Source organism: Methylobacterium sp. AC690, from assembly GCF_979256535.1.
Map to the genome: position 1 here is coordinate 55,978 of NZ_CEEDOX010000020.1, position 20,818 is coordinate 76,795.

At 68.1% G+C, this 20,818-nt stretch carries 15 protein-coding genes and 1 pseudogene; 8 read left to right on the forward strand and 8 right to left on the reverse strand.

Features of this window, described 5'->3' with window-relative positions:
- The first annotated feature begins 35 nt into the window (after positions 1-35).
- Positions 36-1,292 (forward strand): efflux RND transporter periplasmic adaptor subunit, encoded by a 1,257-nt coding sequence (locus AC0IY1_RS21075; RefSeq protein ID WP_471772145.1) that lies wholly within the window; start codon positions 36-38, stop codon positions 1,290-1,292.
- 32 nt (positions 1,293-1,324) lie between these two features.
- Positions 1,325-4,501, forward strand: a complete 3,177-nt coding sequence (locus AC0IY1_RS21080) for an efflux RND transporter permease subunit (protein WP_471772147.1) — start codon at positions 1,325-1,327, stop codon at positions 4,499-4,501.
- A gap of 246 nt (positions 4,502-4,747) precedes the next feature.
- Here the strand turns inward: AC0IY1_RS21080 and AC0IY1_RS21085 are convergent, their stop codons facing one another.
- Positions 4,748-5,080: a hypothetical protein gene (locus AC0IY1_RS21085; RefSeq protein WP_471772148.1), complete on the reverse strand. Its 333-nt coding sequence runs from the start codon at positions 5,078-5,080 to the stop codon at positions 4,748-4,750.
- A 266-nt stretch (positions 5,081-5,346) separates the two neighbouring features.
- Positions 5,347-6,969 carry an ABC-F family ATP-binding cassette domain-containing protein gene (locus AC0IY1_RS21090; protein ID WP_471772150.1) on the reverse strand — a complete coding sequence of 541 codons (1,623 nt, stop codon included), beginning with the start codon at positions 6,967-6,969 and terminating at the stop codon, positions 5,347-5,349.
- A gap of 176 nt (positions 6,970-7,145) precedes the next feature.
- On the opposite strand from AC0IY1_RS21090, the pseudogene AC0IY1_RS21095 reads away from it, so the two are divergent.
- The 3 genes and pseudogenes from AC0IY1_RS21095 to AC0IY1_RS21105 form a co-directional block, all read left to right on the forward strand.
- Positions 7,146-9,029: pseudogene (locus AC0IY1_RS21095) on the forward strand (MHYT domain-containing protein); the annotation flags it as partial.
- A 35-nt stretch (positions 9,030-9,064) separates the two neighbouring features.
- Positions 9,065-9,478 (forward strand): response regulator, encoded by a 414-nt coding sequence (locus AC0IY1_RS21100; RefSeq protein WP_055953871.1) that lies wholly within the window; start codon positions 9,065-9,067, stop codon positions 9,476-9,478.
- 13 nt (positions 9,479-9,491) lie between these two features.
- A complete protein-coding gene (locus AC0IY1_RS21105) occupies positions 9,492-10,541 on the forward strand; it encodes a sensor histidine kinase (protein ID WP_055953471.1) in 1,050 nt (349 codons plus the stop codon).
- 7 nt (positions 10,542-10,548) lie between these two features.
- Here AC0IY1_RS21105 and AC0IY1_RS21110 read toward each other — a convergent pair whose 3' ends face one another.
- The 3 genes from AC0IY1_RS21110 to AC0IY1_RS21120 form a co-directional block, all read right to left on the reverse strand.
- A complete protein-coding gene (locus AC0IY1_RS21110; RefSeq protein ID WP_471772153.1) occupies positions 10,549-11,988 on the reverse strand; it encodes an FAD-binding oxidoreductase in 1,440 nt (479 codons plus the stop codon).
- Between the two features lie 344 nt (positions 11,989-12,332).
- Positions 12,333-14,114, reverse strand: coding sequence for a putative bifunctional diguanylate cyclase/phosphodiesterase (locus tag AC0IY1_RS21115; RefSeq protein ID WP_471772154.1), 1,782 nt, complete (start codon positions 14,112-14,114; stop codon positions 12,333-12,335).
- A gap of 803 nt (positions 14,115-14,917) precedes the next feature.
- Positions 14,918-15,928 carry a 1-aminocyclopropane-1-carboxylate deaminase gene (locus tag AC0IY1_RS21120; RefSeq protein WP_471772156.1) on the reverse strand — a complete coding sequence of 337 codons (1,011 nt, stop codon included), beginning with the start codon at positions 15,926-15,928 and terminating at the stop codon, positions 14,918-14,920.
- A 154-nt stretch (positions 15,929-16,082) separates the two neighbouring features.
- Between AC0IY1_RS21120 and AC0IY1_RS21125 the strand changes: the two genes are divergently transcribed.
- On the forward strand, positions 16,083-16,547 hold the full coding sequence (locus AC0IY1_RS21125) for an Lrp/AsnC family transcriptional regulator (protein WP_055953482.1): 465 nt from the start codon (positions 16,083-16,085) through the stop codon (positions 16,545-16,547).
- A gap of 55 nt (positions 16,548-16,602) precedes the next feature.
- Positions 16,603-17,865 carry a D-serine ammonia-lyase gene (locus tag AC0IY1_RS21130; RefSeq protein ID WP_471772158.1) on the forward strand — a complete coding sequence of 421 codons (1,263 nt, stop codon included), beginning with the start codon at positions 16,603-16,605 and terminating at the stop codon, positions 17,863-17,865.
- Between the two features lie 112 nt (positions 17,866-17,977).
- On the opposite strand, the gene AC0IY1_RS21135 is transcribed toward AC0IY1_RS21130, so the two are convergent.
- On the reverse strand, positions 17,978-18,373 hold the full coding sequence (locus tag AC0IY1_RS21135; RefSeq protein WP_471772161.1) for an ArsR/SmtB family transcription factor: 396 nt from the start codon (positions 18,371-18,373) through the stop codon (positions 17,978-17,980).
- Positions 18,374-18,480: 107 nt separating this feature from the next.
- On the opposite strand from AC0IY1_RS21135, the gene AC0IY1_RS21140 reads away from it, so the two are divergent.
- On the forward strand, positions 18,481-19,227 hold the full coding sequence (locus AC0IY1_RS21140; protein WP_471772162.1) for a glucose 1-dehydrogenase: 747 nt from the start codon (positions 18,481-18,483) through the stop codon (positions 19,225-19,227).
- 55 nt (positions 19,228-19,282) lie between these two features.
- Here AC0IY1_RS21140 and AC0IY1_RS21145 read toward each other — a convergent pair whose 3' ends face one another.
- Both AC0IY1_RS21145 and AC0IY1_RS21150 read right to left on the reverse strand, forming a co-directional pair.
- Positions 19,283-20,248, reverse strand: coding sequence for an aliphatic sulfonate ABC transporter substrate-binding protein (locus AC0IY1_RS21145; RefSeq protein ID WP_471772163.1), 966 nt, complete (start codon positions 20,246-20,248; stop codon positions 19,283-19,285).
- Positions 20,249-20,262: 14 nt separating this feature from the next.
- The gene (locus AC0IY1_RS21150) at positions 20,263-20,811 is read right to left on the reverse strand and encodes a cupin domain-containing protein (RefSeq protein WP_471772166.1); all 549 of its coding nucleotides are present in this window, start codon (positions 20,809-20,811) and stop codon (positions 20,263-20,265) included.
- Between the last annotated feature and the right edge of the window lie 7 nt (positions 20,812-20,818).

The following is a 20,818-nucleotide window of genomic DNA, read 5'->3' on the forward strand; positions in this document are numbered from 1 at the left end:
AGTGCAAAAACGCCAAGACGCGCGAGATTGATTCGATGGTTGAGCCTCAGGGTTCGTTCGCTCCACTCGCCGGGCTAAAGCATCGCACCCAGATCTTCATTCTATTAGTCGTCTCAAGTCTTTGCGTTACTGGGTTTTTGTGGTTTCCAGGCGCGTTCGCTGGGGCGGCGACGTCACCGACGCCGGCCGCCGTCACAGTGGTGCCGCCGAGCAACGGCGACTTCATCCTCAGCCACGACCAGCTGGCCGCCATCGATACCGAGACGGTGGAGCAACGGCTCTTCTACGAAGAGATCACCACCGAGGGTAAGATCGGCGTCGACGAGTATCAGGCCACCCCGGTGTTCTCGCCTTACCCGGGTCGGGTCATTGCCATCTTCGCGCGCACCGGCGAGCAGGTGCAGAAGGGCGAGCGCCTGTTCTCGATCCAGGCCAACGAGATGGTGCAGGCCCAGAACGACTATCTCGCAGCCCTGAACGTCCTCGCTAAATCACGCTCGCAGCTCGGCTACGCCCAAGCCGCTGAGAAGCGCCTGCACGATCTGTATGATTCGCGGGTCACCACCCTGCGCGAGCTTCAATCCGCTCAGAACGACCTGAATACGGCCACCAACGATGCCCGGACAGCGGAGGTCGGTTTGGAAGCCGTGCGCAACCGGCTGCGCATCCTGGGCCTGCGCGACGACGAGGTGGCCAATTTGCAGAAGGGCTCGATCAACCCCGAGACTGCGATCAATGCGCCCCTCAAGGGAACGATCATCCAGCGCAAGATCGGACCGGGCCAGTATATCGGCACCAGTGGGAGCGACCCTTCATACATTATCGGCGACCTGTCCAAGGTCTGGCTCATCGCGCAGCTGCGCGAGCCGGACGCGGCGAAAGTCGATCTCGGCGATCGCCTGAAGTTCCGCGTGCTCGCCTATCCGGACAAGGTCTTCGAGGGGCGGATCAATTTCATTGGTTCGTCCGTCGATCCCACCACCCGTCGCATCACGGTCCGGGCCGACATCGACAACACCCAAAATCTGCTGAAGCCCGAGATGTACGCCACCGTGCGCATCATCAACGAGCGCGAGACCCTGTCGCAATCGGTACCTCGTGCGGCGGTGGTGCTGGAGGGCAGTAAAGCGAGCGTCTGGGTGTTGAAGGCCGACAACACGGTCGAGAGCCGCAGGGTCAAGCCTGGCATCATTGACGGAAGCAAGATCGAGATCCTCGAAGGTCTGGCGACCGGCGAGCGCGTGATCTCGCGCGGCTCCCTGTTCATCGACCGGATGGTGACCCGGGGCTGATTCGTCCGCTCCCGGCAGCAGGAACCCAACGCATGACCGGCCTCGTCCATCTCGCGCTGCGCCAGCGTGCCCTGGTGGTTCTCGCGTTCGTGCTGCTGCTGACCTGCGGGCTGGTGGCCTTTCGAACCCTCAACATCGAAGCCTATCCCGACCCGACCCCGCCGATGATCGACGTGATCACGCAGGCGCCTGGTTTGTCGGGCGAGGAGATCGAGCGCTACGTCACCGTGCCGATCGAAGTGATCACCTCCGGCTTGCCGAACCTGAAGCAGGTCCGCTCGGTCTCCCTCTACGGTCTGTCGGACGTGAAGCTGCAGTTCGGCTTCGAGTTCAGCTACCGCGAGGCCGAGCAGCAGGTGCTGAATCGGCTGGCGCAGCTCGACGCCCTTCCCAATGGCGCCAAGCCGACCATTTCCCCGGTCAGCCCCATCGGTGAGATCTTCCGCTACAAGCTGACGGCCCCGGCAGGCTACAGCGTCCTCGACCTCAAATCCCTGCAGGACTGGGTGCTGCGTCGGCGCTTCCGCGCCGTGCCGGGCGTCATCGACGTCATCGGCTGGGGCGGCAAGACGAAGACCTTCGACATCGCTGTCGACCTCGACCGGCTCACCGCCTACGGGCTGACGCTGTCCGGCGTTGTGAAGACCCTGAACGACAGCAACCTGAACGTCGGCGGCAACCGGATCAATCTCGGCACCCAGTCGGCGGTGGTGCGCGGCGTCGGCCTGATTCGCTCCACGGACGACATCGGCGAGACCGTGCTCACACAGTCGGGCGGTGCACCGGTGCTGGTCAAGGACGTCGCCACCGTTACGATCGGGCACCAGCCGCGCCTCGGCATCGCCGGCATGAACGACGACGACGACATCGTCCAGGGTATCGTTCTGATGCGGCGGGGCGAAGAGAGCACGCCGACGATCGAGGCCGTGCAGGCGGAGGTCGGGCGCATCGAGGCCATGGGCCTGCTACCGCCCGGGGTTCGCATCGAGCGGATCTACGACCGCGCCGACCTCATCGCGGTCACCACGCACACCGTGCTGCACAACATGCTGGTCGGCATCGTGCTGATCCTGATCGTGCAGTGGCTCTTCCTCGGCAACCTGCGCAGCGCCCTCATCGTGGTGGCGACGATCCCCTTCGCGCTGTTCTTCGCCGTCATCATCCTGGTGGTGCGCGGCGAGTCGGCGAATCTGCTCTCCGTCGGCGCCCTGGATTTCGGCCTGATCGTCGATGGCACGGTGATCATGGTGGAGGCGATCTTCCGGCGGCTCTCCGGTCACGGCGCGCCGACAGGGGAAGTGGTCCGGCCCGGTTTTGCCGGCAAGCTCCTGCGGATTCGTCAAGCCTCTGGGGACGTCAGTCGCTCGATCGTCTTCGCGGCGATCATCATCGTGACGGGCTTCCTGCCGCTCTTCACCTTGACGGGGGTGGAGGGCCACATCTTCGGGCCAATGGCGCAAACCTACGCCTACGCGTTGCTCGGCGGCCTCATCGCCACCTTCACAGTCACGCCCGTCCTCTCCGCCTACCTGCTTCCGGCCCATGTCGAGGAAGTCGAGACGATCCTCGTGCGAACCCTCGACCGCCTTTACCGACCCGCCATCCGCGCCGCCCTTGGTAACCGCATCCTCACCCTCGGCCTCGCGCTGTTGCTCACCGCCGGTGTCGGCGTCGCGGGGCGCCAGCTCGGCCTGGAGTTCCTGCCCAAGCTCGAGGAAGGCAATCTCTGGCTGCGCGCCACCATGCCGGCGACAATCTCGCTGGAGGAGGGCAACCTCTACGTCAACCGGATCCGCCGCATCATCGCAGCGGTGCCGGAGGTCGAGAGCGTGGTCTCGCAGCACGGCCGACCTGATGACGGCACCGATGCCGCTGGCTTCTTCAACGGCGAGTTCTTCGCGCCGCTGAAGCCGGCCGAGAAGTGGCGTCCGGGCATGACCAAGGACCGGATGGTCGGCGATCTCCTGGACCGACTACGCACCGATTTCCCCGGCGTGGAGTTCAACGTCTCGCAGTACCTGCAGGACAACGTCGCCGAGGCGGTCTCCGGCATCAAGGGCGAGAACTCGTTCAAGGTATTCGGATCGGACCTCGAGACCTTGACGGAGGTCGCCAACCGTGTGGAGGCCGTGCTCCGCAAAGTGCCCGGCGTCACCGATCTCGGGGTGTTCACGTCGCTCGGCCAGCCCACGGTGCAGATCGACGTCGACCGGGTCCGTGCTGCGCGCTACGGCCTCACTCCCGGCGACATCAACGCTACGGTCCGCACCGCCATCGGCGGCGACAGCGCCGGCGACCTCTACGATAGCGGTTCGGATCGGCACTATCCTATCGTCATCCGCCTCGCCGAGCAGTTCCGCCAGAGCGTGGCGTCCATCCGCAATCTACGCATTTCGGGGCAGGGGCCGAACGGCACGCTGATGCAGGTGCCGTTGAGCGAGGTCGCTCAGGTCGCCCTCGTCTCAGGGCCCGCCTACATCTATCGGGAGGGACAGGAGCGCTACCTTCCGGTGAAGTTCAGCGTCCGCGACCGTGACCTCGGTAGCGCGATCTTGGAGGCACGCGAGCGTGTGAACGCCGACGTAGCCCTGCCGCGGGGCTACCGCCTCGAACTCGTGGGCGAGTTCAATAACATGCAGGGCGCCCTGGCGCGCCTGTCGGTGACGGTCCCGATCGCCATCGGCCTCATCGCGATCCTGCTGTTCATGAATTTCGGCTCAGCGATCGACATGCTGCTGGCGCTCAGCGTCATCCCGATGGCGGCGGCCGGTGGCGTCCTTGCCCTCGTGATCACCGACACGCCCTTCAGCGTTTCGGCGGCGATCGGATTTATCGCGCTCCTGGGCATTGCCGTGATGGACGGTATCATCGTGCTCTCGCACTTCAACGGTCTGATCGGCGAGGGGGAGGAGCGGGTGCGCGCCATGCTGCGAACCTGTCACACGCAGCTCAGGCCGGTGGTCATGACCTGTGTGGTCGCTGGCGTCGGCCTCCTGCCGGCCGCCTTTTCAAACGGTGTGGGTTCGCAGGTTCAGAAGCCCTTGGCTCTGGTCGTCGTCGGCGGCATGAGCCTGGCACCGCTCCTCATTCTGCTGATCCTGCCGGTGCTCATCCTCACGCTGTCGCGGCGGAAGCCGGGACTGGTCGACGACGAAGCAGCGGACACATCATCGACGGCAGTTCCTCAACCGGCTTCGGTCCACGCCTGAACCCGGCCCAACCGTGAGCGGACACGCCGCTGCAGGCAGGGCTGACACGAGCAATCGGGGGACACACAGGAGGAGAGGCTGTAAGGGGCCGATCGTATTTCAATCGTCAGGTGACGACCCGACTCGTCGCGAGACGATGGCGGAGTGGCCTCGGCCGCAGAGGGTAATGTCGCTGCCGCAACGATTGGGTGGGCAGCCCGACGACCCGCTCGAAAGCGGGTCGGTCATGACCGGCGCTGGAAACGCTCAGTTATTGATGGTGAGTGTGGCCTTCGTCACCGGCATATCCGGCGGAGTCGCGTCCGCGATCTGGCCCGTGGTCGGATGCGGGGTCCGGGTATTGATCCAGTCCGCACCGATCTGCACCGACAGAAGAAGCAGGAGCGCCGCCATCAGGGCATTCGCAGCCCGCTGCAAGGGACGAACCGACAGTCGCACAGAAGCTTCCAGTCGATCCGCATCCGTCTTTGCGGATTCCATCCGGTCCGAGATCGGGAGGAGCCACGGCTCACTGGGAAGAGCCTGAAGCCCTCCCATCTCGTGAGCGCCCGGCAGGTTCTGGAACAGTCCGCTGGACATATCCGTACTCCTGGTTGGTGAGTGGCAGCCGACTGTGGAAGGCTGATCGTTCATATTCAGTTAATCTGACTTTTTGTTCATTTCAAGTTCAGGCTCGGAACGTGCCTCTCGTCCATCGCTCGCCCTGTGACTGATGGTACCCTCGTATCACTCGTCGGGCTGCCGTTCCTCTCGATCCGAGGCCGACGGGTTGGAGATGCGAATAGCGGTTGGTTCAGCCCGCATCGGCTTAGCCGATGAGCCGGCCTACCCCTTTGCTCCGACCATCAGCTTCGCAGTCCCGGCGCCTCCTGGCCGGTACGTGCGACGTACTCGGTGTAGCCGCCGCCGTACTGATGGATTCCGTCCGGGGTTAGTTCGAGGACGCGGTTCGACAGCGCGGCGAGGAAGTGCCGGTCGTGGCTCACGAACAGCATCGTGCCCTCGTAGGTCGCCAGGGCTGCGATGAGCATCTCCTTGGTACCCATGTCGAGGTGGTTCGTCGGCTCGTCGAGGACGAGGAAGTTCGGCGGATCGTACAGCATCCGCGCCATCACCAGACGGGCCTTCTCGCCACCTGAGAGCACGCGGCAGCGCTTCTCCACGTCGTCTCCCGAGAAGCCGAAGCAGCCGGCAAGGGCCCGCAGGGACCCCTGGCCCGCCTGCGGGAAGGAATCCTCCAGGAACCCGAACACCGTGCGGTCGCCGTCCAGCACGTCCATGGCATGCTGCGCGAAGTAGCCGAGCTTGACGCTGCCACCGACCGCGACACTCCCGTCGTCGGGCTCGGCAGTTCCGGTCACGAGCTTGAGAAGCGTCGACTTGCCGGCCCCGTTGATGCCCATCACGCACCAGCGTTCGCGGCGCCGGATCGAGAAGTCGAGGCCCTCGTAGATCGTACGGCTGCCGTAACGCTTATGCACGTTCTTGAGCATCACGACGTCGTCGCCCGAGCGGGGGGCGGGCAGGAATTCGAAAGCGACACTCTGGCGACGCTTGGGCGGCTCCACCCGCTCGATCTTGTCGAGCTTCTTCACCCGGCTCTGCACCTGGGCGGCGTGGGAGGCCCGCGCCTTGAAGCGCTCGATGAACTTGATCTCCTTGGCGAGCATCGCCTGCTGACGCTCGAACTGGGCCTGCTGCTGCGTCTCGTTGAGCGCCCGCTGCTGCTCGTAGAACGCGTAGTCGCCTGAGTAGGTGGTGAGCTGTCCGCCGTCGATCTCGACGATTTTCGTGACGATGCGGTTCATGAACTCGCGATCATGCGAGGTCATCAGCAGGGCGCCCTCGTAGCCCTTGAGGAAGGCTTCGAGCCAGATCAGGCTCTCCAGGTCCAGGTGGTTGCTCGGCTCGTCGAGGAGCATGACGTCGGGATTCATCAGGAGAATGCGGGCGAGCGCCACGCGCATCTTCCAGCCGCCCGAGAGCTTGCCGACGTCGCCGTCCATCATCTCCTGGGAGAAGCTGAGGCCCGCCAGTACCTCGTAGGCACGCCCCTCCAGGGCATAGCCGTCGAGTTCCTCGAAGCGAGCCTGGACCTCGCCGTAGCGTTCGATCAGCGCCTCCATCTCGTCGGCCCGGTCCGGGTCCGCCAGGGCCTGCTCGACCTCCTTCAGCTCGGCCCCGATCTCGCTGACCGGGCCCGCGCCGTTCATGACCTCGGAGACCACCGTTCGGCCGGACATCTCGCCGACATCCTGGCTGAAATACCCGATGGTGATGCCGCGATCCGCGGCGACCTGACCCTCGTCGGGCTGCTCCTCGCCGGTGATCATCCGGAACAGCGTGGTCTTGCCGGCACCGTTGGGACCGACCAGACCGACCTTCTCGCCCCGCTGGAGGGCGGCGGAGGCCTCGATGAAGACGATCTGGCGGCCGTTCTGCTTGCCGATTTTTTCGAGGCGAATCATGGGGTGCGGATCACGGGGTCACGGAGGTTCGGGCGGGTGCTGGGGCCTTACGGCATGCGGGCCCCGAGGGGTAGTGCACCCGGCACCCGGCCGGTGTCTTCTAAGGGTTCGACGCCGATGGTCCTCGCGCCGAAGACCCGCTAGGCTGGCGCTTTCACGGTCAGAATGGTCTCTCCGCGCCTCCGATGGTCCACACCGGCTACAATCCGGCGCTCGTCGCCCTGTCCGTCACGATCGCGATCTTCGCCTCCTACACCGCGCTGGATCTCGGCGGCCGCGGCCGAGTCTCGGCGGGCGGGCCCCGCTGGGCCTGGATCGCTGCCGCCGCCTGCGCGATGGGCGGCGGGATCTGGTCGATGCACTTCGTCGGCATGCTGGCCTTCGAGATGGGAATGCCGGTCGCGTATGACCTCGGCACCACGGCGCTGTCCCTGGGGCTGGCCATCGCCTGCACCGGTGCCGCCTTCGGTTGGATCAGCCGGCCGAGCGCGACCCGACGCAACCTGTTCATTGCCGGCCCCGCCATGGGCCTGGGCGTGGCCGCGATGCACTACACCGGCATGGCTGCGATGCGGATGCCGGGCCATCTCACCTATGCCTGGCCGCTGGTTGCGCTCTCGGTCGTCATCGCGGTCACGGCGGCGACGGCGGCCCTCTGGCTCACCCTGCGCCAGAACAGCGTCTGGCAGACGCTCATCGCCGCCACCGTGATGGGTCTCGCGGTGGCGGGCATGCACTACACCGGCATGGCCGCGGCGACCTTCTTGCCCGACGGTGCTGATGCACATGCGACGGGTCTCAATGCGGCGCAGCAGAACCTCGCCCTGGCGGTGGCCGGCGCGACGTTCCTGATCTTGTTCCTGGCGATGCTCGCCTCCTCCTTCGATCAGCAGCGGGTCCAGGGCGACCTCCAGGCCAGTGAAGCGCGCTTCCGCGCCGCCGTGCAGGCCGTGCGTGGCGTACTCTGGACCAACGATGCGGAGGGTCGGATGCTCGGCGAGCAGCCGGGCTGGAGCGCCATCACGGGGCAGAGCCGGGCCGAGTACGAAGGCTACGGCTGGGCCAACGCCGTTCACCCTGATGATCGGCAGACCAGCATCGCGGCGTGGAACGAGACGGTGCGGGCGCGGCGAACCTTCGTTCACGAGCACCGGGTGCGTTCTGCCGATGGCGCCTGGCGCCACTACGCCATCCGCGCCGTCCCGGTCCTGCATGCCGACGGATCGATCCGGGAATGGGTGGGCGTCCACACCGACATCACCGAGCAGCGTCAAGCCGAAGCCGAACTGCGCGAATCCAACGAGGAGATCCAGCGCTACGCCTACATCGTGAGCCACGACCTCCGCGCGCCCCTCGTGAATGTCATGGGGTTCACGAGCGAGCTGGAAACGACCCGCGAGGACGTACGCGCCGCCCTGCAGGGGCATCCGCAGGCGGAGCGGATCGATGCGGACCTCGGTGAAGCCCTCGACTTCATTAAGGCCGCGGTAACCCGCATGGAACGCCTGATCGCCGCCATCTTGAAGCTGTCGCGGGAGGGGCGGCGCAGCTTCACGCCGGAGCGTCTCGACATGACGAGCCTGCTGCGCCGCCTCGCCGATGCGCAGCACCACCAGATCGAGCAGGTCGGCGCTCGCGTCGTCGTTGCGCCGGATCTGCCGCGCCTCGTCGCCGACCGGCTGGCGATCGAGCAGATCTTCGGCAATCTCATCGACAATGCGGTCAAGTATCTCGACCCGGCGCGGCCGGGGCGGATCGAGATCAAGGCGCAGGTGCTGGGTGGCGGCCGCATCCGCTACAGCGTCGCCGATAACGGGCGCGGCATCGCCGAGCGGGATCACGCACGGGTGTTCGAGCTATTCCGGCGCTCCGGTGCGCAGGACAAGCCCGGAGAGGGCATCGGGCTCGCCCACGTCAAGGCGCTGGTCCGGTCCCTCGGCGGCCGGATCGCGGTCGCATCGGAGCTGGGGGTGGGCACAACCTTCAGCGTGACGCTGCCGCGTGAGACCGCTACAGGTCAGGGACAGGACGGGCCGCCGATGCGGCTCGCGGCCGAATAGGTGCGGAGCGAAGCGTGAACGCCGTCGAAATCGTCATGATCGAGGACGATGAAGGCCATGCGCGCCTGATCGAGCGCAACATTCGCCGCGCCGGCGTGAACAACACGATCCTGCCCTTCCGGGACGGGACATCGGCGCTCGCATATCTCTTCGGGACCGACGGCACCGGTGAGGCGAGCGCCAAGCGCCACCTGCTGATCCTGCTCGACCTGAACCTGCCGGACATGACCGGCATCGACATTCTCGAGAAGGTGAAGGCGAACCCCCACACCAAGCGCTCGCCGGTCGTGGTCCTCACCACGACGGACGACCAGCGCGAGATCCAGCGCTGCTACGACCTCGGCGCGAACGTCTACATCACCAAGCCCGTGAATTACGAGGGCTTCGCCAACGCCATCCGACAGCTCGGGCTGTTCTTCTCGGTCATGCAGGTGCCGGAAAACCCATGAAGTCCGCCCGCTCATGACAGAGCCTGCGCCCCTCGGCCGCGGTCGCGTCCTCTACATCGACGACGACCCCGGCCTGGGGCGGCTCGTGCAGCGCGCCCTCGCGGCGCGGGGCTACGCCGTGGAGCTCGCCCTCGACGGCGATGCCGGACTGGCGCGTCTCGGGGAGGGCGGCATCGACGTGGTCGCCCTCGACCATCACATGCCCGGTCAGACCGGCCTCGACATCCTGCCCGCGATCCGCGCCCTGCCGGAGGCGCCGCCGGTGGTCTACGTCACCGGCTCGGAGGACAGCCGCGTCGCGGTCGCAGCCCTGAAGGCGGGGGCCGTCGACTACGTCTGGAAGGACCTGCAGGGCCAGTTCCGGGAGCTCCTCGGGGAGGCGATCGATACCGCCCTGCGGCAGGAGGCGCTGCGGCGGGACAAGGAGCGGGCCGAGCAGGCGGTGCGGGAGGCGCGGGACCGGGCGGAGATCATGCTGCGGGAGGTCAACCACCGCGTCGCCAATTCCCTGGCGCTGGTGGCGGCGCTGGCGCACATGCAGACCAACGCGGTGACGGATCCTGCCGCGAAGGCTGCCCTCCGGGAGATGCAGGCCCGGATCTCGGCGATCGCCGGCATCCACCGCCGGCTCTACACCTCCGACGACGTGGAGGCCGTGGACCTCGACGCCTACCTGACGAGCCTCGTGGAGGAGCTCCAGGCGGCCATGAAGGCAGCCGGGCGCGATCACGCCATCCGGCTCGACGCGGCGCCGGTGCGGCTCGCCACCGACAAGGCCGTCTCGGTCGGCGTCGTGGTCACCGAGCTGGTGACCAACGCCTACAAATACGCCTATCCCCCTGATGCGTCTGGGGAAATCCGCGTCTCCGTCGCGCGCCAGGGGACCGATGGCCTGACCCTCACGGTGGAGGATGACGGCATCGGCTGGACCGGCGAGGGCCAGCCGCGGGGCACAGGCCTCGGCTCCCGGATCATCCGGGCGATGGCGGCGAACCTGCGCTCGGCCCTGGTCTATGGCGGTGGTCCGATCGGCACCCGGGCGACGCTGTCGTTCCAGGACTGAGGACACCTCAGACCAGCGCGCCCGCGTTCATGATTCCGTCGGGGTCGAGGCCGCGCTTCACGGTCTCGATCAGGCGCAGGCGGGCGGGGTCGGCGTAGCGCTCCAGCAGGTCGCGCTTGAAACGGCCGATGCCGTATTCCGCGCTGTATCCGCCGCCGTATTCCAGCGCGATCGCGTAGAGGTCGTGGGCAAAACCCCGCTCGATCTCGCGCGTGAACGCGAGCCGGTCGTGACCCGCGGGTACGACGAGATTGTAGTGCAGGTTGCCGTCGCCGACATGGCCGTAGACCGAGAGGCGGACGCCCGGCAGGCGCTCGGCGAGCAGGGCGGCGGCGCGATCGAGGAAATCGGTGAGGCGGGAGATCGGCACGGCGATATCGTGCTTGACCGATCCGCCGGCATGCTTCTCCCCCTCGGGAATCGTTTCGCGCACCGCCCAGAAGGCCCGGCGCTGGGTCTCGGACTGGGCCAGCACCGCGTCGACCACCCAGCCCCGTTCCATCAGGGTCTCCAGGCAGCCCATCAGCACGTCGTCGAGGGGGATGCGGTCCGAGGAGGCGGTGAGCTCGAGGAGCACGGCGCCGCCGGGTCCGGCCTTCAGTCCGGTCTCGGCGCCGCGCATCTCGGTGACGAGGCCGAGGGAGGAGGCGGAGATCAGCTCGAAGGTCGAGGCGAGGTCGGAGGTTTCGCGGCGCACCAGCGCGGCCATCTCGGGGATCGGCGCCCCCTCGGCGAGCTCGAGCCAGGCGGTCGCCCGCTGGCCCTGGGCCGGCCAGAGCTTGAGCACCACCCCGGTGATGATGCCGAGCGTCCCCTCGGCGCCGATGAAGAGCTGCTTCAGGTCGTAGCCGATGTTGTTCTTGCGCAAGGTCCGCATGTCGGAGAACAGCGTCCCGTCCGGCAGCACCACCTCGAGGCCGAGGACGAGGTCGCGGGCCATGCCGTAGCGCAGGACCTGGAGCCCCCCCGCATTGGTGCCGAGGTTGCCGCCGAGGCGGCAGCTGCCTTCGGAGCCGAGGCTCAGCGGCAGGAACAGTCCGTCGGCATCGGCCGCCTTCTGGGCGTCCGCCAGGATGGTGCCGGCATCGCACGACAGGGTGAAGTTCAGGGGGTCGACGGCGCGGATGCGGGTCATCCGCTCCAGGCTGACCACGAGCTGGCGCCGACCGGGTTCCGGGGTCGCCCCGCCGACGTAGCCGGTGTTGCCGCCCTGGGGCACGAGGCCGAACCCGTGGGTCCGCGCGAGCCCGACGAGGGCCTGGACCTCGGCCACGCTGTGCGGGCGCAGCACGGCGGGGGTGTCGCCCTGCATCAGGTCGCGCTGGTCGCGGGTGTAGCGGGCGGTCATCGACGGATCGGTGAGGACCCCGCCGGGACCGAGCAGGGTCTCGAAGGGGGCGAGGGCGTCGCGATCGGGGACGTCGCGGTTCGACAGGGATTCCACCATGGGCAGGGCTCTTCGTGGCGTGCGTCGTGCGGGTTCGGCCGTTGCGGACCGACCATGTCGCGCAGCCGCTCCGAAGGGAAGCGCCTTTCCCGATGGGACGCCGCGGGATGGGACGGCCGCGGCCCTGGGACATTCCGGCCGATGCCGTCGCGATCGGCAGGGCAAACCAGGCGAGAGATCGCGAGCAAGCCATCGCGATCAAGCCATCCCGCGCCTTCGGAACGAGCGCACGGATTCGGCCTTCGCCCGAGCGCCGTGCGGGCTTACCGGACAACGCCGCGCGGGCTCGCGGGATACCGATCCCGGTCCGATCGACCGGGGCCCCGGTCGGCCTCCGCCTCGGACTATGCCGCTTCGTCCCGGACGGTCGCCTGCGCCGCGAGCCAAGCCTGCAGGTCGATTGCGGCGAGGGGCGGAGACATCCAGTATCCCTGGGCTTCCTCACAGTGCCAGGACCTCAGGATCTCGTAAGCCTGCGCGTCCTCGACCCCTTCGGCGACCACGCGGAAGCCCAGCCCGCGAGACATCTCGATGAGATGCCGAACGAGCGTCTGCCCCTTCTGATCGCCCGCCAGATCGCGCACGAACGACTGATCGATCTTCACGAGGTCCGCCGGCAGGTGCCTCAGGTAGGAAAGACTGCTGTAGCCGGTCCCGAAATCGTCGATCGCCACGCGGATGCCGGCGTTTCGGATCGTCCGCAGCTGCTCCTCGACATGCGTTCGGTTCTTGATGAGGGCGCTCTCGGTGACTTCGACCTCGAAGGCCGAGGGACGGATGCCGGCCCTTTGCAGGTGTTCGATGAGGTCGGTCGCGAATTCAGGCTGGTCCAGGTTCGCCACGGAAACATTGACCGAGACGGACAGCTCGATGGCCATGTCCCGCCAGGCCACGATCTGGCGGATGGCCTCGGCGATGACCCAGGCCGTGAGCGGACCGGCGAGATCGGTCTGTTCGACCAGCGGGATGAATTCGCCCGGTGAGACGCCGCCGAGTTCGGGGTGCTTCCAGCGGAGGAGCGCCTCGGCCCCGATGCAGGCTCCCGTTCGCAGGTCGATGCGCGGCTGGTAGACGAGCGAGAGCTCCCGACCGGAGATCAGTGCCGTACGCATGTCGCTCAGGAGCCGGAAACGCCTCCGATGGTGATCGTCGGCGACCATCGAGTACGTGCTCACCGATTGGCCCGTGAGGCGCGCCTCCTGCGCGGCGTTGTGGGCCATGCGGATCGCGTCTTCGGCGAGGGTCTGTCCGACCGCGATCGGCGCGACGCCGATGACCGGGTTCAGGGAGATCCGGACGGGCGCCGAACTCAGGTGCTTGTGCAGATGGGCCCCCAGATCGCGCAGGCGGTCCTCGAGTCCGGTCTCGGCCTGGGACGATCGAACGATCCAGGCGAATTGGGCCGCACCGACGTGATAGATCTGGGTGTCGAGCCCGAGGTTGGCCGAGATGGCACGGGTCGCCTCCCGCATCAGGTCTTCGATGACCCCGACGCCGAGCACCCGCACCGTATCCGACATCTTGAGGGCATCGATGACCTCGGCCAGCACGAGGTGACGCGGCCCTCCGTCCCCGCCGGCGGCCTGGTCGTGCAGGTCCTCGAGAAGCTGATGCCGGTTCGGCAGGCCCGTCACGGCGTCGACGCGCCCGAACGCGTGCTGAAGCTCGACCTGCGCCATGACCATGGCGGCCAGGTCGGTGAGGGCGGCCTGCTCCTGCTCGGACACCTGGCGCGGCTCCGTACCGAGGACGCACATGGCGCCCAGACAGAACCCTTCGCGGGTGATCAGCGGCGCGCCCGCGTAGAACCGTATCCCGGATTGCGCCAGCAGGCTGTCGCGGTAACAGGGATGGTCCCTCAGGTCGGGAATCAGCACGGCACGGGTCGTGTCCGCCACCTCACCGCAGGGCGCTCGATCCCGGGGGATCTCCCAGTGATCGACGCCGACCCGGGACTTGAACCACTGCCGGTCGCTGTCGGTCAGGGAAATCGCGGCGATCGGTAGATCGAACAGCTGACTCGCCATTCGGGTGATGCGATCAAAGCTTTCAGCGGGAGGCGTATCGAGGAGCCTCAGTTGCTTGAGCGCGTGAAGCCGCTCGTCCTCGGTATTACTGATCGCCATTGCCTAACTCATGTTAGCATCGACATGATGCTATCAGCGAAATACGAACACAGGACTAATGGGTTACGCAGCTTCTATCGCACTTAGCGCTCTATGCGCTTGAGTCGCAGCTCAGATGCAGCCTTCGACGTCGCTCGCGCGCCGCGCGGGCCTCGCCCGATCCCACATCCACGACGGGCGGTCCCAACCACGCACCGCGCCGTTTCACGCGGTCCGTCCGATCCGGCGTCGTCCGACTGTCTTCGCGTCCCCGTCGTTCCGAGTGTCCCTATCGTCCCGAGCGTTCAAGTCCACGTCGCAAGCCTGGGGGAACGCCGTTTCGAGATCGTTGCGATTTCGGAGAGGGCAACGAATCCTTGAGTCTTCGTTGTCCAAAGGTGAATCCCGCCGACATCGATGGTCTTCCGGCGCTGACGTTCTTAACGTTACGCTCGGCGATCTCCATCAAAAGATAGAGTTGCTTCTCGGGCGGCAGGCATGACCTTTCTGGATGCCCGGAACGCGGCATCCGAGCCAAGGCTCGCCGAACTTAGCCTTCTCCGGAGCGTCGGCGCGGGCGAGCCTGTGCCGGTCGACGGACCGACCGGCAAACTCCCGATCTCACTGTTCGAGACGGGGATCGTCGATCGGCGTTCGACGCCCAGGCGGGGGGCTCCGCGCTCGCAGGCTCTCGGCGGACCCGTCGCCGAAAACCTCGGAAGCGCGAAACCGGAAGGCGAGAGCGCCATGGGGCGGCCCGCTCGACCCTGTGGCGGAGCCGGGCCCCGTCCGGGGCCGGCAGCATCGCCGGCCGGTCCGGCACCTCAGCCGTTGCGGAAGGTGTAGCTGTAGCCGTTGAGGGCCGGGGCACCGCCGAGATGGGCGTAGAGCACCTTCGAACCCTTGGGGAAGAAGCCCTTCTGCACGAGGTCGATCATGCCCTGCATGGACTTTCCCTCGTAGACGGGATCGGTGATCATGCCTTCCAGGCGGGCCGAGAGGCGGATGGCCTCGACGGTCTCCTTCGAGGGCACGCCGTAGACCGGGTAGGCGTAGTCCTCGTTCAGCACGATGTCGTCGGCGGTGATGGCCGGGGCGCCGATGAGCTCGGCGGTGTTGCGGGCGATCTCCAGCACCTGCGCCTTGGTCTGGGCCGGGGTGCAGGAAGCGTCGATGCCGATGACGTTGCGGGCGCGCCCGTCGGCGGCGAAGCCCACCACCATGCCGGCATGGGTCGAGCCCGTCACGGTGCAGACCACGATGTAGTCGAAGTGGACGCCCATCTCGGCCTCCTGGGCGCGGACCTCCTCGGCGAAGCCGACGAAGCCGAGGCCGCCGAACTTGTGCACCGAGGCCCCGGCCGGAATCGCGTAGGGCTTGCCGCCCTTCGCCTTCACGTCCTCGAGGGCCTTGGTCCAGCTCTCGCGGATGCCGATGTCGAAGCCGTCATCCACGAGCTGCGTCTCCGCGCCCATGATGCGGGACAGCATGATGTTGCCGACGCGGTCGTAGACGGCGTCCTCGTGCGGAACCCAGGCTTCCTGGATCAGCCGGCACTTCATGCCGATCTTGGCGGCCACCGCCGCCACCATGCGGGTGTGGTTGGACTGGACGCCGCCGATGGTCACCAGGGTGTCGGCCCCGCTCGCGATGGCGTCGGGCACGATGTATTCGAGCTTGCGCAGCTTGTTGCCGCCATAGGCCAGGCCGGAATTGCAGTCCTCGCGCTTGGCGTAGATCAGCACGTCGCCGCCGAGATGGGCGGTGAGGCGGGGCAGGTGCTCGATCGGGGTCGGGCCGAAGGTGAGGGGATAGCGCTCGAATTTCGACAGCATGGACGGGGTCCTTCGTGGTCAGCCCGGAAAAGCTAGCAAAGACCCTGCGAAAGGTGCTCTCGAAATCGGGGCGCGGATTTTGCAATGTCGGGCGTTGGGCGCCCTGGGACGAACTCCCCTTTCGTCAGTCGCGCCCTTGCCGAGAGGATCTTTCATGGATGCAGGGCTGGACCGCATGGACCTGAAGATCCTGCGCCTGCTCCAGGCCGACGGGCGCATGGGCAATGCCGAGATCGCCAAGCGGGTGAACACCAGCGCGGCCACCTGCCATCGGCGCATCCAGCGCCTGTTCGACGAGGGCTACGTCCGGGGCGTGCGGGCGCAGATCGCGCCCGAGAAGGTCGGGCGCGGCTCCCTCGTCATGGTCGGGGTGGTGCTGGACCGCTCGACGCCGGAGAGCTTCGCCGCCTTCGAGGCCGCGGCGCGCGCCATGCCCATGGTGCTCGACTGCCACCTCGTGGCCGGGGACTTCGACTACTTCCTCAAGATCCGCGTCTCCGATATGGCGGATTTCAACCGCCTCCACAGCGCGACCCTGATCGCCCTGCCGGGGGTTCGCCAGACCCGGACCTTCTTCGTGATGAAGGAGGTGGTCGACAATGCGCCGCTGGACATCTGAGACGGCCGTCGACCGCGTACCCGCGTCACCCATCACCCGAGAAGGGATGCTGCCCATGTCCGACCAGCCGCAGGGGATTCCGGAGGCCGTGCGCGCGGGGCGTCCGACGGTCTGGCGCAACCCGCACGGCCGGCCAGCCGCCGAGGTCCTGCCCGGCCTCGCCTACGGCCTCGCGGCGGTCCGCGACGCGGAGGCGCGCTGGCGTCGGTTCGACCCGCTGCTGGCGGCCCTGTTCCCTGACTTGGAGACCGGGCGGATCGATTCGCCCCTGTTGGCGCTGGCACCGGACGTCGCCGCCCATGTCTGCGGCGGCGCCGCAGCGGCCGTGTGGGTGAAGGCCGACCACGACCTGCCGGTGACGGGCTGCATCAAGGCCCGCGGCGGCGTCTACGAGGTGCTGGTCACGGCCGAGCGGCTGGCCCTGGCGCGGGGCTGGCTGCACCCGGGCGAATCCTACGCCCGCCTGGCCGCGCCCGAGCTCCGCGCCGCATTCGGCGCCTTCACCGTGGCGGTGGGCAGCACCGGCAATCTCGGGTTCAGCGTCGGGGTGATGGCCCGTGCCCTCGGCTTCCAAGTTGAGGTCCACATGTCCCACGATGCCAAGGCCTGGAAGAAGCAGCGCCTGCGCGACATCGGCGCCCGGGTGGTGGAGCATGCGGGCGATTACGGCAGCGCGGTCGCGGCGGCACGGGACGCCTTCGCGGGCCGGGCGGACGCGCATTTCGTCGATGACGAGAGTTCGGTCGACCTGTTCCTGGGTTACGCCGCGGCGGCCTTCGACCTGCAGCGCCAGCTGGGGGCGGCCGGCATCCCGGTCGATGCCGCGCATCCCCTGGTGGTCTACCTGCCGTGCGGGGTCGGGGGCGCGCCGGGGGGCGTCACCCTGGGGCTGAAGCTCCTGTTCGGCGACGCGGTCCACTGCGTCTTCGTCGAGCCCGTCGCCGCCCCCTGCATGCTGGTGCAGCTCGCCGCCGGGCTCGACCGGCCGGTCAGCGTCTACGACATCGGCCTCGACAACCACACCGCCGCCGACGGCCTCGCGGTGTCGAGCGCCTCGCTCCTCGTCGCCGGCACCGTCGGGCCCCTCATCGCGGGCGTCGTCACCGTGGCGGACGCGGCGCTCTTCGCCGGAGTCCGCGACCTCTGGCAGCGGGCGGCCCTGCGCCTCGAACCCTCGGCCGCCGCCGCCTTCGCGGCCGTCCGCCCGACCCTGGCGGCCCTGCCCGAGCTGCGCGACGCCACCCAGGTGGTGTGGACCACCGGCGGGGCGCTCCTGCCCGAGGCGGAATTCCAGAAGGCGCTGGCGGCCGCGGCGTGAGGCGGTTCGGCTTCCGAGGCGGGGAGGGGCGACGGGCGGGTCCGACCCCGGCACCGCGTCATCCCGGGCCCGCCTACGGCGCCCCGGGAGGACGGCGCGGAGTGATCGGCAGTCAGACCGACGACCCGTTGTCGGGAGGAATGGGTGGTGGGGGTCGCTCCGCCGCCCCATCCTCCATCCGCGGACCCTCGCCCGCATAGGCGTTCAGGATCGACACGAGCAGGCCCGGGAAGCGAGCCTCCACCTCCGCCCAGCGGGCGTGGTTGCGCATCTCGACGCCGTGGCGCTCGCTGCGGATCAGCCCGGCCTCGCGCAGCACCTTGAAGTGGTTGGAGAGCGAGGATTTCGGGATCACCCGGTCGCCCACCGCCGAGAGCGCCGAGCAGGCCTCGACGCAGCCCGCCCGCATGATGTTGGCGAAGATCGCGGCCCGGTTCGGGTCGGCCAGCGCGTGCAGGATCGCACTCGTCTGCAGGTCCTCGGGCGCGGGGTGGAACAGCGGTCTCATGTTTTCGACATCTAGGGACTTGATCCGCGCTTCGGAAGTTCCGAACTTCCGAACTATGGGATGCGGGGCGCCAGGGCGGCGCCGGCCCAGGTTGGAAGGATCCTCAGATGTCGAAGCTTCAGGGCAAGGTTGCCGTCGTGACCGGCGGGTCGAAGGGCATCGGCGCGGGAATCGCCAAGGCGCTGGCGCGGGACGGCGCGGCCGTGGTGGTCAATTACGCCTCGAGCCAGGCGGGGGCGGAGGCGGTGGTCGCGGAGATCACCGGCGCAGGGGGCCGGGCTGTGGCGGTGCGGGCGGACGTCTCGAAGGCCGCGGAGGCGCAGGCCCTGATCGAGGCGGCGGTGGCGCAGTTTGGTCGGCTCGACGTGCTGGTCAACAATTCCGGCGTCTACGAATTCGCCGCCATCGAGGAGGTCACGGAGGCGCATTACCGCCGGCTCTTCGACATCAACGTGCTGGGCGTCCTGCTCGCCTCCGGGGCGGCGGCCAAGCACCTCGGCGAGGGCGGGAGCATCATCACCATCTCCTCGGCCATCACCCATGTCAGCACGCCCGCCGCCGCGGTCTACAGCGGCACGAAGGGCGCCGTGAACGCGATCTCGGGCGTGCTCGCCAACGAGCTCGCCCCGCGCCGCATCCGGGTCAACACGGTCAGCCCGGGCTACGTGGTCACCGAGGGCACGCACAGCGCCGGCATCACCGGCTCGGAGATGGAGGCGGGCTTCGTCGCGCAGACGCCGCTGGGCCGCGCCGGCCACCCGGGCGACATCGCCGACGTCGTCGCCTTCCTCGCCTCGGACGACGCCCGCTGGCTCACCGGCGAGAACATCACCGCCAGCGGCGGCATCCGCTGACCGGTTCGGCCTCGGGCGCCCCCGACGGGGCGCGGCGAGGCCGGAGCCGGCCCGATCAGAGGCTTGGCGGCGCCCAGATCGGCAGGGCCGCGGCGTCCACGGCGCGGGGGAGCAGGCCCTCGGCGCGGAAGGCATCCGCGATGGTCTGCTGCTCGGCCAGGGCGGCGCGGGTCACGGGCTCGACCTGATAGCTGCGCCGGGCGTTCGCCTGCCGGACGATGGCGGGGTCGAGCTTCCACAGGGCGCCGAGCCGGGCGGCGGCGGCGTCCGGGTTGGCCTTCACCCAGGCCCCCGTCTCGCGCAGCTTGCCGAACAGGAGCGCGAGCACGTCGGCGCGCTGCGTCGCGTAGTCGGCCCCGGCGAGGTAGTAGCGCTTGTACGGGGACAGGCCGGTGCCGTCGCGCAGGATCCGGGCCCCGGTCTGCTGCTCCGCCGCGGACAGGAACGGATCCCAGGCGACCCAGGCCTCGACGCCGCCGCTGGCCAGGGCCGCACGCCCGTCCGACGGCGTGAGATAGGCCGGTTTGATCGCCCGGAACGGCAGTGTTTCGGCCGCGAGGGCGGCCAGCAGCAGGTAATGGCTGCCGGCCCCCTTCGTCACCGCGACCTTGCGGCCCTTGAGATCGGCCACCGACCGGATGGGCGAATCCGCCGCGACCAGGATCGCCTGCGCCGCCGGCGAGGCCGCCTCCTGCGCGATGTAGGCGATCCGCGCCTGGGCGGCCTGGGCGAAGATCGGCACGGTGTCGGCGACATCCGCCGAGACGTCGATCTGCCCGGCATTCAGGGCTTCCATGATCGGCAGGCCGCTGGTGAACTCGTGCCACGTGACGGTGACGTTCAGCGGCGCCAGGGCCTTCTCCAGCGCGGAATCCTCCTTCAGCAGGGCGATCAGCGTCGAGGATTTCTGGAAGCCGATGCGGAGCTTGCCCGCCTCGGCGGCCCGGGCGTTTCCGGGGACCAGGGTCAGGGCGAATAGACTGAGCGCGGCGGCGCGCAGCGCGTGGCGGCGATGGATCATGGAATCTCGTCTCGTCAGGGATGCTTGTGGATGGGGTCGACCCAGTGGACCGTCTCGGGCCGCTCGACGGGCTCGACATCGGTGATGTTGACCACCACGGCCTCGTTGTCGGAGCGCACGAGGACGCAGTTCAGGGGCTGGTCCGGGTCGGCGTTGATCTCCTGGTGCGGCACGTAGGGCGGCACGAAGATGAAGTCGCCGGGTCCGGCCTCGGCCACGTATTCGAGCCGGTCGCCCCAGCGCATGCGGGCGCGGCCCGAGATCACGTAGATCACGCTCTCCAGGGCGCCGTGGTGGTGGACGCCGGTCTTGGCGTCGGGGGCGATCGCCACCGTGCCAGCCCAGATCTTCTGGGCGCCGACCCGGGCATGGTTGATCGCCGCCTGCCGGAACATGCCGGGGGTCTGGGCCGTGTTGGCGTCGAGCTTGTCGCCCGGAATCACCCGCACGCCGTCGTGCTTCCAGCGCGCGGCCGCCCCATGGTCGTGAGCGTGGTCGTGGTGGCTGTGATCGTCGGCATGATCGTGGGCGTGGTCGTGGTCGTGGTCGTGTTCGCCGTGCATGGGTCGC

Bases quoted from the DNA above. Each gene is read 5' to 3' on its own strand.
- AC0IY1_RS21120 (WP_471772156.1), bottom strand. From the start codon at position 15,928: ATGCTGTCGAAATTCGAGCGCTATCCCCTCACCTTCGGCCCGACCCCG.
- AC0IY1_RS21150 (WP_471772166.1), bottom strand. From the start codon at position 20,811: ATGCACGGCGAACACGACCACGACCACGACCACGCCCACGATCATGCC.
- AC0IY1_RS21145 (WP_471772163.1), bottom strand. From the start codon at position 20,248: ATGATCCATCGCCGCCACGCGCTGCGCGCCGCCGCGCTCAGTCTATTC.
- AC0IY1_RS21115 (WP_471772154.1), bottom strand. From the start codon at position 14,114: ATGGCGATCAGTAATACCGAGGACGAGCGGCTTCACGCGCTCAAGCAA.
- AC0IY1_RS21105 (WP_055953471.1), top strand. From the start codon at position 9,492: ATGACAGAGCCTGCGCCCCTCGGCCGCGGTCGCGTCCTCTACATCGAC.
- AC0IY1_RS21085 (WP_471772148.1), bottom strand. From the start codon at position 5,080: ATGTCCAGCGGACTGTTCCAGAACCTGCCGGGCGCTCACGAGATGGGA.
- AC0IY1_RS21140 (WP_471772162.1), top strand. From the start codon at position 18,481: ATGTCGAAGCTTCAGGGCAAGGTTGCCGTCGTGACCGGCGGGTCGAAG.
- AC0IY1_RS21130 (WP_471772158.1), top strand. From the start codon at position 16,603: ATGTCCGACCAGCCGCAGGGGATTCCGGAGGCCGTGCGCGCGGGGCGT.
- AC0IY1_RS21075 (WP_471772145.1), top strand. From the start codon at position 36: ATGGTTGAGCCTCAGGGTTCGTTCGCTCCACTCGCCGGGCTAAAGCAT.
- AC0IY1_RS21135 (WP_471772161.1), bottom strand. From the start codon at position 18,373: ATGAGACCGCTGTTCCACCCCGCGCCCGAGGACCTGCAGACGAGTGCG.
- AC0IY1_RS21080 (WP_471772147.1), top strand. From the start codon at position 1,325: ATGACCGGCCTCGTCCATCTCGCGCTGCGCCAGCGTGCCCTGGTGGTT.
- AC0IY1_RS21110 (WP_471772153.1), bottom strand. From the start codon at position 11,988: ATGGTGGAATCCCTGTCGAACCGCGACGTCCCCGATCGCGACGCCCTC.
- AC0IY1_RS21100 (WP_055953871.1), top strand. From the start codon at position 9,065: ATGATCGAGGACGATGAAGGCCATGCGCGCCTGATCGAGCGCAACATT.
- AC0IY1_RS21090 (WP_471772150.1), bottom strand. From the start codon at position 6,969: ATGATTCGCCTCGAAAAAATCGGCAAGCAGAACGGCCGCCAGATCGTC.
- AC0IY1_RS21125 (WP_055953482.1), top strand. From the start codon at position 16,083: ATGGATGCAGGGCTGGACCGCATGGACCTGAAGATCCTGCGCCTGCTC.